This window comes from Vibrio sp. Y176, from assembly GCF_033438945.1.
On the sequence record NZ_JAWOQS010000004.1, the window covers coordinates 290,266 to 304,272 of the forward strand.

General features: G+C 45.7%; 14 protein-coding genes. 8 read left to right on the forward strand and 6 right to left on the reverse strand.

Annotated features, from left to right (window positions below):
- Positions 1 to 15: 15 nt before the first annotated feature.
- The 5 genes from rplW to rpmE all read right to left on the reverse strand — a co-directional run bounded on the left by rplW (position 16) and on the right by rpmE (position 2,568).
- A complete protein-coding gene (gene rplW, locus R7O13_RS12540; RefSeq protein WP_004398471.1) occupies positions 16 to 318 on the reverse strand; it encodes a 50S ribosomal protein L23 in 303 nt (100 codons plus the stop codon).
- Positions 315 to 917 (reverse strand): 50S ribosomal protein L4, encoded by a 603-nt coding sequence (gene rplD, locus R7O13_RS12545; RefSeq protein WP_005379556.1) that lies wholly within the window; start codon positions 915 to 917, stop codon positions 315 to 317. Before rplD ends, rplW begins: the two co-directional genes overlap by 4 nt.
- Before the next feature lie 17 nt (positions 918 to 934).
- Entirely contained in the window at positions 935 to 1,564 is a 630-nt protein-coding gene (gene rplC, locus R7O13_RS12550) for a 50S ribosomal protein L3 (RefSeq protein ID WP_005379555.1), read from the reverse strand.
- A 14-nt stretch (positions 1,565 to 1,578) separates the two neighbouring features.
- Complete coding sequence (gene rpsJ / locus R7O13_RS12555; protein ID WP_004410492.1) at positions 1,579 to 1,890, reverse strand: 30S ribosomal protein S10; 312 nt, start codon at positions 1,888 to 1,890, stop codon at positions 1,579 to 1,581.
- 456 nt (positions 1,891 to 2,346) lie between these two features.
- Positions 2,347 to 2,568 (reverse strand): 50S ribosomal protein L31, encoded by a 222-nt coding sequence (gene rpmE / locus R7O13_RS12560; protein ID WP_005379546.1) that lies wholly within the window; start codon positions 2,566 to 2,568, stop codon positions 2,347 to 2,349.
- A gap of 296 nt (positions 2,569 to 2,864) precedes the next feature.
- On the opposite strand from rpmE, the gene priA reads away from it, so the two are divergent.
- The 7 genes from priA to rraA all read left to right on the forward strand — a co-directional run bounded on the left by priA (position 2,865) and on the right by rraA (position 11,816).
- Complete coding sequence (gene priA, locus R7O13_RS12565; protein ID WP_318303958.1) at positions 2,865 to 5,069, forward strand: primosomal protein N'; 2,205 nt, start codon at positions 2,865 to 2,867, stop codon at positions 5,067 to 5,069.
- Between the two features lie 323 nt (positions 5,070 to 5,392).
- A complete protein-coding gene (cytR, locus tag R7O13_RS12570) occupies positions 5,393 to 6,400 on the forward strand; it encodes a DNA-binding transcriptional regulator CytR (protein ID WP_005379543.1) in 1,008 nt (335 codons plus the stop codon).
- A 225-nt stretch (positions 6,401 to 6,625) separates the two neighbouring features.
- On the forward strand, positions 6,626 to 7,174 hold the full coding sequence (gene ftsN / locus R7O13_RS12575; RefSeq protein ID WP_017820300.1) for a cell division protein FtsN: 549 nt from the start codon (positions 6,626 to 6,628) through the stop codon (positions 7,172 to 7,174).
- Positions 7,175 to 7,289: 115 nt separating this feature from the next.
- Positions 7,290 to 7,841, forward strand: a complete 552-nt coding sequence (gene hslV / locus R7O13_RS12580) for an ATP-dependent protease subunit HslV (RefSeq protein WP_005383176.1) — start codon at positions 7,290 to 7,292, stop codon at positions 7,839 to 7,841.
- 23 nt (positions 7,842 to 7,864) lie between these two features.
- A complete protein-coding gene (gene hslU, locus R7O13_RS12585) occupies positions 7,865 to 9,196 on the forward strand; it encodes an HslU--HslV peptidase ATPase subunit (protein ID WP_025768349.1) in 1,332 nt (443 codons plus the stop codon).
- A 1,119-nt stretch (positions 9,197 to 10,315) separates the two neighbouring features.
- The gene (locus R7O13_RS12590; protein ID WP_318303961.1) at positions 10,316 to 11,233 is read left to right on the forward strand and encodes a 1,4-dihydroxy-2-naphthoate polyprenyltransferase; all 918 of its coding nucleotides are present in this window, start codon (positions 10,316 to 10,318) and stop codon (positions 11,231 to 11,233) included.
- Between the two features lie 76 nt (positions 11,234 to 11,309).
- Positions 11,310 to 11,816, forward strand: a complete 507-nt coding sequence (gene rraA / locus R7O13_RS12595; protein WP_005379537.1) for a ribonuclease E activity regulator RraA — start codon at positions 11,310 to 11,312, stop codon at positions 11,814 to 11,816.
- 135 nt (positions 11,817 to 11,951) lie between these two features.
- Here rraA and zapB read toward each other — a convergent pair whose 3' ends face one another.
- Complete coding sequence (gene zapB / locus R7O13_RS12600) at positions 11,952 to 12,194, reverse strand: cell division protein ZapB (RefSeq protein WP_005379536.1); 243 nt, start codon at positions 12,192 to 12,194, stop codon at positions 11,952 to 11,954.
- A 348-nt stretch (positions 12,195 to 12,542) separates the two neighbouring features.
- Here zapB and glpX point away from each other — a divergent pair, with 348 nt between their 5' ends.
- Positions 12,543 to 13,550, forward strand: a complete 1,008-nt coding sequence (gene glpX / locus R7O13_RS12605) for a class II fructose-bisphosphatase (RefSeq protein WP_318303964.1) — start codon at positions 12,543 to 12,545, stop codon at positions 13,548 to 13,550.
- The last annotated feature ends 457 nt before the right edge of the window (positions 13,551 to 14,007 follow it).

The window sequence follows — 14,007 nt, forward strand, 5'->3', positions numbered from 1 at the left end:
TTTTAACTACTCCTGTTATTCCGCGCCGCCAACGAAGTCAAGATCTTGACCTTCTTTCAAAGTAACGTACGCTTTCTTAACGTCGCTGCGGCGACCTTGGCGTAGACCTTGACGTTTGGTCTTACCCTTAGTGATAAGAGTATTTACAGACTTAACTTCAACTTCAAATAGCTTTTCTACAGCTGCTTTGATCTCTTTTTTAGTCGCATCTTTAGCTACTTTGAAAACGATAGTGTTCGCTTTCTCAGCTGCCATAGTTGCTTTTTCAGAGATGTGCGGTGCACGTAGAACTTTTAGGATACGCTCTTCAGTGATCATGCTAGCATTTCCTCTACTTGCTTAACTGCTTCTGCAGTCATTACAACTTTGTCAAACGCGATTAGAGATACTGGATCGATACCAGCAACATCACGTGCGTCAACTTTGTATAGGTTACGAGCAGCTAGGAATAGATTCTCATCTACTTCGCTAGTCACGATTAGAGCGTCAGTTAGCTCAAGCTCTTTAAGCTTAGCAACTAGCTCTTTAGTCTTTGGTGCTTCAACTGAGAAGTTATCAACAACGATTAGACGCTCTTGACGAACAAGCTCAGAAAGAATGCTCTTCATAGCACCACGGTACATTTTTTTGTTTACTTTTTGGCTGTGATCTTGTGGTTTCGCAGCAAAAGTAACACCACCTGTACGCCAGATTGGGCTACGGATTGTACCAGCACGCGCACGGCCAGTACCTTTTTGACGCCATGGCTTAGCGCCACCGCCAGAAACTTCTGAACGTGTTTTTTGAGCACGAGTACCTTGACGAGCACCTGCTGCGTACGCAACAACTACTTGGTGTACAAGAGCTTCGTTAAACTCACGTCCGAAAGTAGTTTCGGAAACAGTTAGTGCATCGGCACCTTTAACCATTAGTTCCATTACTTACTCCTGAGACGTTATGCTTTAACAGCTGGTTTAACGATCACGTTGCCGCCAGTTGCGCCTGGGACTGCACCTTTAATAAGAAGCAGGTTGCGCTCAGCGTCAACACGTACGATCTCTAGGTTTTGAGTCGTTACACGCTCAGCACCCATGTGACCTGCCATTTTCTTGCCTTTAAATACGCGACCTGGAGTCTGACATTGACCGATAGAACCAGGAGCACGGTGAGACAATGAGTTACCGTGAGTCATATCTTGAGTACGGAAGTTCCAACGCTTAACAGCGCCTTGGAAACCTTTACCCTTAGATGTACCAGTAACGTCTACTTTCTTAGTTTCGTTGAATAGTTCAACAGTTAGTTCTGAACCAACTTCGAACTCTTCGCCGTTTTCTAAACGGAATTCCCAAAGACCGCGACCAGCTTCAACGCCAGCTTTAGCAAAGTGACCTGCTTCAGCTTTGTTTACGCGGTTAGCTTTCTTAGAACCAGCTGTAACCTGGATTGCTGCGTAGCCGTCAGTTTCAAGAGTTTTCACTTGAGAAACACGGTTAGCTTCAACCTCAACAACTGTTACTGGGATAGAAACGCCTTCTTCAGTAAATACGCGGGTCATGCCCACTTTACGACCGATTAGACCAATCATACTTCTAATCTCCCTTAACCTAGGCTAATTTGAACGTCAACGCCCGCAGCAAGGTCTAGACGCATTAGAGCATCAACAGTCTTGTCTGTTGGCTCAACGATGTCGATTAGACGCTTGTGAGTACGGATTTCGTACTGGTCACGTGCTTTCTTGTTAACGTGTGGAGAGATAAGAACTGTGAAACGCTCTTTACGAGTTGGCAGTGGGATTGGACCACGAACCTGTGCGCCAGTGCGCTTAGCTGTTTCAACGATTTCCGCTGTAGAAGCATCGATTAGTTTGTAATCGAAAGCTTTTAGGCGGATACGGATACGTTGGTTCTGCATGAGACAGAGCTCCAAATTTAATAAATTACACAAACAATATCGCCACTCAAACTCGTCGAGACGAGAGAATGCCGATTGATTTATGTGAAACCGTAGCATCCAAGATTAGGACGCATTGTCAGTTAATTTTCGATTAACTATCCCTATATGCCAAAGTCACCTTTGAGGATAGTTTTTCCGAAGAAAAGATAGCTAATTGTATTAACCGCGAACATAAGCTGAGTATACATTACCTCACAAATCCTTAGATTTGCTCGCTCCTCACTGCTCATTGGTTCACAACTGGCTTAACCAGTGCGCTGCATTATACAGATCACACTTTAGGTTGCAAGCGCTGAGTGAAAAATAATCGGGAATATTCCAAACCCCATACATTCCTCTTCGCTTGGTAGCCATTAAAACAAAAAGGACGCCGAAGCGTCCTTTTCTAAACTGTAATCGTAATAGCGGCTGCTATTATTTCTTACCGCTTGATAGTGCACCGAAACGCTTGTTGAAGCGATCAACACGGCCGCCTGTATCAACGATACGTTGCTTACCAGTGTAGAATGGGTGACACTTGTCACATACGTCTAGGTGGATAGACTCTTTACCTAGAGTAGAGTTGAACTCAAAAGAGTTGCCGCAAGAACAAGTCGCTTTTACTGCTTTGTATTCTGGGTGGATACCAGCTTTCATGGGATAACCTCAATAGTAGGCCGTGTCGCTATACGAATCTAAGCCGCACACCACACGCAATTAATAATAAAATGGGATACCGCATCAACTAATTGCCGAAGCCATATCTCAAGGCGCGATATAGTAAAGAATCACATTGCTCGGATCAACACATTTGGCAACTTTTTCGCCACTTTTTTAGCCAGACTAATCATAGAGGAACGATTCACGCTGAATCGCATTGCTTTACTCGAATTTCCATACCTATTTTAATAGACTCTCATTTCCTTTCCCTCTTTTTTAATAGCTAAGAATTTATGCGTCCAACCATTGCTAGAGTGGCATTACCCGTTCCGCTCGACAAACAATTTGATTACGCCATTCCGGGGCACCTGTTTCCGATCATTGGCGGACGCGTATCCGTACCTTTTGGACGTCAAACGTTAGTTGGCATCGTCACCGCGATGGTTAATCACTCGGACTTTCCCAAAGATCAACTCAAGCCAATCAAAGCAGTTCTTGATTCTCAGCCGATATGGTCTGAAAAGCTTTATTCGTTGCTGACTTGGTGCAGCCAGTTCTACCAATACCCACTTGGAGATACGCTACACAATGCGATGCCAGCAGCTCTACGTAAAGGAAAGCCTGCAGATTTTGCGACGCTACAAGAGTGGCAAATTACCGAATCCGGTAAAGACAAGCTGATGCAAGGGCTTGATCGTCGAGCGGTCAAACAACAGAAGGTCTTGCAAATGTTGGTTAACGGCGCTTTGCCTCACCAGGAATTTGTCGACCAAGAGATAGCCTCAACAGTACTAAAGTCTTTAGAAGAGAAAGGCTGGATTGAACGTATCGAGAAGAAGCCTGTAATCACCCAGTGGGGACAGCACGTTGAATGCGACGTCGAAAAGCCAAAGCTCAACCACGAACAAGCGCTGGCTATTGCGAGTGTAAATAGCCAAACAGGTTTTGCCTCCTATTTATTAGAAGGCGTCACGGGCTCTGGTAAAACAGAAGTTTACTTAAACCTTATCAAGCCAGTTTTAGAGCAAGGTAAACAAGCCTTGGTTTTAGTACCAGAGATTGGCTTAACGCCCCAAACCATCAACCGCTTTAAACACCGTTTTAATGTGCCAGTTGACGTCATCCACTCCGGGTTAAACGAGATGGAGCGTCTGAATGCGTGGCTTTCTGCACGCGACAAAGCGGCCGGAATCATTATCGGCACACGCTCTGCCCTACTCGCGCCTTTTGCTGATCTCGGGATTATCATTGTGGACGAGGAACATGACACCTCTTACAAACAGCAAGATAGCTTGCGTTATCATGCACGCGATGTTGCTGTAATGCGCGCTCATAAAGAACAAGTTCCGATTGTTCTGGGCTCAGCCACACCTGCACTGGAGACATTACACAATGCCTTGTCAGGCAAATATCACCATTTAACACTAACCCAACGAGCTGGCTCTGCCGTGCCAACCACTAATAAAGTGTTAGATGTAAAAGGTCAGTATTTAGAAAGTGGTTTATCTGCCCAACTGATTGCCGAGATGCGCAAGCATTTAAAAGCGGGCAATCAAGTAATGTTGTTTCTTAACCGTCGAGGCTTTTCGCCCGCTTTGATGTGCCATGAATGCGGTTGGATTGCAGAATGTAAACGCTGTGATGCGTACTATACGTTCCACCATTACAGCAACGAAATACGCTGCCATCACTGCGGCTCACAACAACCGGTGATTCATCAATGTCAGGGGTGTGGTTCAACCCAATTGGTTACCGTCGGCGTAGGAACGGAACAACTCGAACAACAATTGGCTCAGTTATTTCCAGAATACAACGCCATTCGCATCGACAGAGACAGCACACGTCGCAAAGGTAGTTTGGAAGATGCCCTTGAATCGATTCGCAAAGGTGAACATCAAATTCTGATTGGCACCCAAATGCTGGCTAAGGGGCACCATTTTCCAAATGTAACGCTCGTTGCTCTTTTGGATGTTGATGGCTCTCTCTATAGTAGTGACTTCCGCGCTTCCGAGCGACTAGCGCAGTTGTTTATTCAGGTCGCAGGTCGTGCCGGCCGCGCAAGTAAACCTGGCGAGGTTATCCTACAAACCCACCATCCTGAGCACAGCTTGCTGCAAGCCCTGCTTCAAAAAGACTATCGCCACTTTGCTATGACTGCTCTGGAAGAACGCAAACTGGCTCAGCTTCCGCCTTATAGTTTCTTGACTCTGTTTAAAGCAGAGGCGAACCAAAGTGAGGTAGTTGAAGACTTCCTGCGTCAGGTTCGCTTTACGTTAGAGTCACACCCTCTGTTCGATGATTCCTGCATGGTGTTAGGCCCTACTCCTTCACCTTTGGCCAAGCGGGCTGGTAAATACCGTTGGCAACTATTACTGCAAACTCAGCATCGTTCATTGATGCAAAAGTTATTAACCAGTGCCAAACCTGCTATTGAGTTGTTGCCAAATGCTAAGAAAGTACGCTGGAATTTAGACATAGAACCACAAGATCTCAGCTAGCAAACGTTTAACTATGTAATGAATTACCATTTAATGTGACCAGAATCACACCAAGATTACAATTTTTGTTAAACAGACCGTAACTTTCACTTTAGAAATGAATAGACTATCCAAATTAGAAAAGTCTAAAGTGACTTGTTTGCACAGGCTTAGATTAAAACAATGACTATTCCCACAAATTGATATCGCGGTGAAGAATCCATTTTCCCACTCGTTAACACGAACTGAGCGAAGAGCAAACACAGCTCTAACTCGGTTTGATTACTCTGATTTCAAACCGGAATAACGTCATCTTGGCAAAAAATAAATGAGAGGTTAAAACTATGGCGACAATGAAGGATGTTGCCCAGCTTGCGGGAGTGTCTACGGCTACGGTATCTCGAGCCTTAATGAATCCAGAGAAAGTCTCTTCTTCTACAAGAAAGAGAGTAGAAGATGCCGTACTTGAAGCGGGTTATTCTCCAAACTCATTAGCGCGTAACTTACGTAGAAACGAATCAAAAACCATTGTTACTATCGTTCCCGACATCTGTGATCCTTATTTTTCTGAAATTATTCGCGGTATTGAAGATGCAGCCATGGAACATGGTTATCTAGTCCTGCTGGGCGATAGCGGACAACAGAAGAAACGCGAAAGCTCTTTCGTTAACCTCGTATTTACTAAGCAGGCAGATGGAATGCTACTGCTTGGTACAGATCTACCATTCGATGTCAGTAAGCCAGAGCAAAAGAACTTACCTCCGATGGTAATGGCGTGTGAATTTGCGCCTGAACTCGAGCTTCCGACAGTACATATTGATAACCTGACCTCTGCATTTGAAGCAGTGAATTACCTGACCCAATTAGGTCATAAACGCATTGCTCAAATCTCTGGACCAGATACAGCAATATTGTGTCAGTTCCGCCAGCAAGGCTACCAACAAGCCCTGCGCCGTGCCGGCATCAATAAAGATCCACAATATAGTGTCATTACTGAGTTTTCTTTTGATGGCGGAGCAAAAGCCGTTCGTAAACTGCTCGAATTGCCAGAACCACCAACGGCTATTTTCTGTCACTGTGACACAATGGCCATCGGCGCAATTCAAGAAGCGAAAAAGCTTGGCTTACGAGTACCGCAAGATCTCTCTGTTGTGGGCTTTGATGACATTAACTTCGCTCAGTACTGCGATCCACCGTTGACCACCATCTCTCAACCTCGCTATGAGATTGGTCGACAAGCGATGCTAATGATGCTCGAGATGTTAAAAGGCCACGACGTGCATTCAGGCTCGCGTCTGCTTGAAACTAATCTCGTCATTCGTGGAAGTGCAGCGCCACCACAGCGCCCTTAACCTGAAGATTAGGTATTCATCCCCAAAGCGGTGCTAAGGCGCCGCTTTTTTATTTACCCCTCCTGCTTTTTGTATATCCCCGAATAAATATAAGCGAGAACAGAAACACACTCCTACACTCGGGCGTTGTCGCGCTTTAGCTATCAAGATTCTATCAATAGGGTGTTTTCTCAACTCGTTCTGGATTAACATATTTGCAAGAATCCTTGATGACCAGAAATAACCGTGGCAAATAGAGATTATGTAAGACGGGGGCGAGGCGCCCCAAAAAAGTCGACAAAAAAACAGCCGCCGAGAAGAAAAAAACCTTGGCGCAGTGGCCTGCTCGCTATCTTGCTCGTGGGCGGTTTTGGCTATGGTCTTTACCTTTTGAGTAGCGACCCAGAACCTAAACAACCAGTCGTGAAGCAGCCAACAACCACTGTAAGCAAACCAAAGCCGAAAAAAGACTTGCCGCCACCACCAGAAGAAAAATGGGAATATGTTGAGTCACTACCGAAACGTGAAGTTGAAGTTGTGGCCAAAGAAATTGAAGTTTCTAAAATTCCTTACATCATGCAGTGTGGCGCGTACAAAACTCAGGCACAAGCCGAAGAGCGCAAGCTTGCAATCGCGTTCCAAGGGATGTCGAGCAAGATTCGTAAGAAAGAAGGCAGTTCATGGTATCGCGTGGTGCTAGGTCCGTATAAGTTCAAACGTGATGCAGAACGTGACCGTCATAAACTGCAACGCGCGAAAATCGAGCCGTGTGCGATTTGGAAAGAAAATCTTTAAACTCAGGCCCTAGGAGCTAAGATCCTAGGGCCTTTCTTTTTGCCCCCTTGAATCCCCATTTCTCCTCCCCCATATACTGAATTAAATCCAAAGAGAAATAATCAAGAGGTCGACTGTGACTACCATTGTATCTGTACGTCGAAATAATAAAGTCGTCATCGCGGGTGATGGCCAAGTATCTCTAGGCAATACCGTAATGAAAGGTAATGCGCGCAAAGTTCGCCGCCTATACAACAACCAAGTACTAGCGGGCTTTGCCGGCGGTACTGCGGATGCCTTCACCCTTTTTGAGCGCTTCGAAAGCAAACTGCAAATGCACCAAGGTCACCTAACCAAAGCGGCAGTTGAGCTAGCCAAAGACTGGCGTAGCGATCGTGCTCTGCGCAAGCTCGAAGCCTTACTTGCCGTTGCCGACGAAACCGCATCGTTAATCATTACCGGTAATGGTGATGTCGTACAGCCAGAACACGACCTGATTGCGATTGGCTCTGGTGGTGCTTACGCACAAGCTGCCGCAACCGCCCTACTAGAAAACACAGATCTAGATGCTCGTGAGATCGCGGAAAAAGCTCTCAATATCGCGGGTGATATTTGTGTCTTCACGAACCATCACCACACGGTAGAAGAGCTAGACTCAACAGTAGAGCCTGAAAAACCAACCGCGTAATCGTAACGAAGTAAGGAAAGAATATGTCTGAAATGACGCCTCGCGAAATCGTTCATGAATTGAACCGCCACATTATCGGTCAAGAAAAAGCCAAGCGTTCGGTTGCGATTGCACTTCGTAACCGCTGGCGCCGCATGCAGCTTGAAGAAAGCTTGCGTGCCGAAGTGACGCCAAAAAACATCTTGATGATTGGCCCTACTGGTGTTGGTAAGACTGAAATCGCACGACGCCTCGCAAAACTGGCAAATGCCCCTTTCATCAAAGTTGAAGCGACAAAATTCACCGAAGTGGGTTACGTTGGTAAAGAAGTTGAAACCATCATCCGTGACCTAACAGATGTCGCTGTGAAAATGACGCATCAACAAGCGATGGAGAAAGTGAAATTCCGCGCAGAAGAGCAAGCGGAAGAACGCATTCTTGATGCGCTACTGCCACCAGCACGTGATAGCTGGGGTCAAGCAGAGCAAACGGAAGAGTCTTCTCACACTCGCCAGATCTTCCGTAAGAAACTGCGTGAAGGCCAACTAGACGATAAAGAAATTGAAATCGACGTAGCCGCACCGCAGATGGGCGTAGAGATCATGGCGCCTCCTGGTATGGAAGAGATGACTAACCAGCTGCAAGGCATGTTCCAAAACCTCGCTGGCGACACTAAGAAAAAACGTAAGCTGAAAATCAAAGACGCAATGAAAGCGTTAGCGGAAGAAGAAGCGGCAAAACTGGTTAACCAAGAAGAGCTGAAAGAAGCAGCGATTTTCAACGTTGAAAACAACGGCATCGTATTTATCGATGAGATCGACAAAATCTGTAAACGCGGCGAAAGCTCAGGCCCAGACGTTTCACGCGAAGGTGTTCAGCGCGACCTACTTCCATTGATTGAAGGCAGCACGGTATCAACTAAGCACGGCATGGTAAAAACAGACCACATTCTGTTTGTTGCATCTGGTGCATTCCAAGTGGCAAAACCATCTGACTTGATCCCAGAATTGCAAGGTCGTCTACCAATTCGTGTTGAGCTAGAAGCACTAAGCAGTAACGACTTCAAACGCATTCTGACAGAACCAAAAGCCTCTCTAACAGAGCAGTACGTTGCGTTGATGAAAACGGAAGATGTGGACATCGAATTCACAGAAGACGGCATCACGCAAATCGCGGAAGCGGCATGGACGGTCAACGAAAGCACAGAAAACATCGGTGCTCGTCGCTTACACACCGTAATGGAACGCTTGATGGATGAAATCTCTTACGACGCAGCGGAGCAATCTGGCGCTAAATTCGTTATTGATTCCGCTTATGTGAAAGCGCGCCTAGGCGACACGATTGAAGATGAAGATCTAAGCCGCTTTATTCTTTAACCGCAATCTATCCCACCAAAGCCCAGAACCTTGTTTCTGGGCTTTTTGTTGAGAATGGCGGTGACTTTGACAACATCTAAATCAAAAGCTCTCGTCATTCTAGCGAGCTCAAGCGAGACTAAGAATCTGCTAACAACAGACGCCTACTCTTCCTCGCTCACCTTAATCACCGCACAATCGGACGATAGATTCTGAATCACACTCGTTCCTCGCTGTTCAGAATGACGGTGACTGTGACAACACCTAAATCAAAAAGATCTCATCATTCTAGCGAGCTTAAGCGAGACTAAGAATCTGCTAACAGCAAACGCCTATTATTTCTCTCTCACCGTAACACTTCACAATCGAATGATAGATTCTGAATCACACTCGTTCCTCGCTGTTCAGAATGACGGTGACTTAGACAACATCTAGATCAAAAAGATCTCGTCATTCTAGCGAGCTTAAGCGAGACTAAGAATCTGCTAACAGCAAACGCCTTTCTTTCCAACTCACCTTAACCACTTCACAAACGGACGATAGATTCTGAATCACACTCGTTCCTCGCTGTTCAGAATGACGGTGACTTAGACAACATTTAAATCAAAGGATCTCGTCATTATAACGAGACTAAGAATCTGCTAACAGCAGACGCCTATTCTTTCCCACTCACCTTAACCACTGCACAACCAGACGATGGATTCTGAATCACACTCGTTCCTCGTTGTTCAGAATGACGGTGACTTTGACAACATCTAAATCAAAAGATCTCGTCATTCTAGCGAGCTCAAGCGAGACTAAGACTCAGCTAACAGCAAGCTCCTATTCCTTCCCACTCACCTTAACCACGGCACTATTGGGACGATAGATTCTGAATCACACTCGTTCCTCGCTGTTCAGAATGACGGTCACTGTGACAACACCTAAATCAAAAAAGATCTCGTCATTCTAGCGAGCTCAAGCGAGACTAAGAATCTGCTAACAGCAAACGCCTTTCTTTCCCACTCACCTTCATCACTGCACAACCGGACGATAGATTCTGAATCGCCCTTTGACTTCTAGTTGAGTTGTTTTAGGTCAATAGCGTATCTGCCTCTTTGTGCTTATACTGGGCACATTGGTTACTAGCACGAAATTTCCATGAAACAATCTCTACAGATCTGGCTTGAAGCCGCTCGTCCAAAAACATTACCTCTGGCATTGGTCTCTATCTTAACAGGTAGCGTGCTCGCGTACTCGGCGGGTCATTTCTCACTGACGATTGCCATCATGGCTTTCGTAACCGCGACATTGCTGCAAATTCTGTCCAACCTGGCAAACGACTATGGCGATGCCGTTCAAGGTACAGATAACGACAAACGCCTCGGCCCATTACGAGCGATGCAGTCTGGCGCGGTAAGTGCTAAACAGATGAAACAGGCGATTATCTTTAACATCGTTCTGACCGCCATTTCAGGCTTGGTGTTGGTTTTCTATTCACTAAGTTCACTGGAAAGCATTGTCACATTTATCGGGCTGGGAATTCTGGCCATTCTCGCCGCCATTGCTTATACCATGGGTAGCAAACCATACGGTTACGTGGGGCTTGGCGATATATCAGTGTTCTTGTTTTTTGGTCTACTCGGCGTATCCGGTACCTACTTCTTGCATACTGGTCACGTAGACCCCACGCTATTCTTACCTGCTTTAGGCTGCGGTTTACTCGCCGTTGCAGTACTCAATATCAACAATATGCGTGATATAGAGAACGACCGAGAGTGTGGTAAACGCACGGTGGCGGTACGCTTAGGTCAACGTAAAGCCAAACAGTACCACTTTATTTTACTTGGCGGAGCTATCCTTGCCTTTGCGGCTTACTTGTTAATTCAAGACAAACCCGTTTGGATTAGCTTGCCATTCTTACTTAGTATTTATTTCGTGGCCGATCATGGTAAAGCGGTTTGGCATACACAAAAGCCTGCTCAAATAGCACCAATGATGCCAGTCATCGTGAAATGCTCTCTAGTCACCAACATTTTGTTTGCAACAATTGTGGTAGCTCAAACTCTAGTAAGTTAAAAAAGGATTGTCATTGCATTGACTTAATGCCTAGATATACTCAAAGACAACCAATTTCTGTTTAGAAAGGTACGCTATGGAATACAATACCTCAGCACTCTGTGATATCTACCTCGATCAGGTAGATGTGGTTGAACCAATGTTCAGTAACTTTGGCGGTCGCGCTTCATTTGCCGGGCAAATCACCACCATCAAGTGTTTTGAAGATAATTCGTTGATCCGCGAGACATTAGAGCAAGATGGACTTGGTCGCGTTTTGTTAATTGACGGTGGCGGTTCCCTACGTAAAGCCCTTATCGATGCAGAAATCGCAACCATTGCGGAAGAAAACGAGTGGGAAGGCATTGTCGTTTACGGCTGTGTTCGTGAAGTCGATGAACTTGAAGATATGAACTTAGGCATTCAAGCCCTCGCTTCTATTCCTGTTGGAGCGACCAGCCAGGGTATTGGCGAATTGGATGTACCAGTCAACTTTGGCGGCGTCAGCTTCTTACCTGAAGATTATATTTATGCCGATAGCACCGGAATTATCCTGTCGCCAGAACCATTGAATATTGATTTAGAGTTGGACGAGGAAGCATAGCGAGTCTTAGGTGTCTAAGTTATAGGGTTTTCTCTTAGCTATTAGCGCCTAGCCTTGTCTTAACATTTTCTACTTCCCTAAAACACAAACACCCGCTTAACGCGGGTGTTTTTAATTTGGAATGAAGAAGCTGAATTATTCCACTTCGTCCATTTTGCCAAGTAGTGCACGAATGCGCTCTTGCCATTGTGCGTGCTCTTGCTGTGCTTGTTGTGCTTTTTGCTCTAGCTCTTCACGTTGAGAGCGAAGCTCGTTAGCTTCTTCCGCAAGTTTAGCTTTATCTTCTTTCAGCTCTTCGACTTCCATCTGAAGAAGAGTGATTGTGTCAACTGCAGTTTGAATTTTTGATTCTAGTTGTTCTAGTACTTCAAAAGACATCTTGGCCTACCTATGTTATTCCGTTGGGACGATGTGCGAGATTGATGCACACCTAACCTATATAAGGTTCATTCTACTCAGCGTCGCGATGAGAAACACTCACTATATTCGATATTTTGTATCATTCGGTCAAAAAATCAGCGCAATCTCACTAAACGCTGACTTTTCTTGTCGCCGAAGCATTTTTGAGCAAGGATTTTGCGTCCCGCTACTCTGAAAATCGCCCTAAGTATTGATCAAATTCAAGTTAGATAAAGTAAAAGCCTCGCAAAAAGGCAAACGTTTACTCGACCTTGTGATAGAATCGCCGCGCAAATTCTTCTTCCCTCTTGCTTACTTGGAGACATCATGAAACGCGATTTAGCAATGGCATTTTCCCGTGTGACTGAAGGTGCAGCTCTGGCTGGTTACAAATGGCTTGGCCGTGGCGATAAAAACGCAGCCGATGGCGCAGCTGTTGAAGTTATGCGCACGCTACTGAACAAAACAGATATCAGTGGTGAAATTGTCATTGGTGAAGGTGAAATCGATGATGCGCCAATGCTGTACATTGGTGAGCAAGTGGGTATTGGTGGTGATGAAATAGATATTGCAGTCGACCCGATTGAAGGAACGCGTATGACGGCAATGGGACAATCGAACGCACTAGCCGTACTTGCCGCAGGTGAGAAAGGCAGCTTTCTTAAAGCGCCAGATATGTACATGGAAAAACTGGTTGTTGGCCCTGGTGCAAAAGGCGTAATTGACTTAGAAAAGCCGTTAAAAGAAAACCTAGAGAACGTAGCAAAAGCCCTGAACAAGCCACTTGATACCCTAGTCGTTATTACCCTTGCGAAACCTCGCCACGATAACGTTATTGCAGAAATGCAAGCAATGGGCGTACGTGTCTTTGCGGTGCCTGATGGTGACGTGGCAGCCTCTATTCTAACTTGTATGCCAGACAGTGAAGTGGACATGATGTACTGTATTGGCGGTGCGCCAGAAGGGGTTGTATCAGCAGCGGTAATTCGAGCGCTAGACGGTGACATGCACGGTCGCCTGCTTCCTCGTCATGAGGTAAAAGGCGATACTGAAGAAAACCGCATTTACGGTGCAGATGAACTAAAACGCTGCGATGAAATGGGCGTAAAAGCGAATGTTGTCCTCAAAATGGAAGACATGGCTCGTAGCGACAATGTGGTATTTTCAGCTACAGGCATCACTAAAGGTGACTTGCTGGAAGGTATCTCTCGTCAAGGCAATATTGCAACCACAGAAACGCTGCTCGTACGCGGTCGATGCCGAACTATTCGCCGCATCAAATCGACTCACTACTTAGATCGTAAAGATCCAGAAGTGCGTGATATTATTCTTTAAGCATTTCTCGAGGCTCTCGCTCAGTCTGAGTTTGAGCCTTTCTTTCCGCACTACGGGCAATAGATTCTGAATCACATTCGTTCCTCGTTGTTCAGAATGACGGTGACTTTAATAAGCTCTAAATCAAAAGAACTCGTCATTCTAGCCAACTCCAGCGAGACTAAGAACCTGGTAACAGCAGGCTCCTATTCTTTGCTGGTCACCTTAACCACTGCTCAACCGGACGATAGATTCTGAATCACCTCGTTCCTCGTTGTTCAGAATGACGGAGACTTTAATAAGCTCTAAATCAAAAGAACTCGTCATTCTAGCGAGTTCCAGAGAGACTAAGAATCTGGTAACAGCAGGCTCCTATTCTTTGCTGGTCACCTTAACCACTCCTCAACCGGACGATAGATTCTGAATCACCTCGTTCCTCGTTGTTCAGAATGACGGAGACTTTAATAAGCTCTAAATC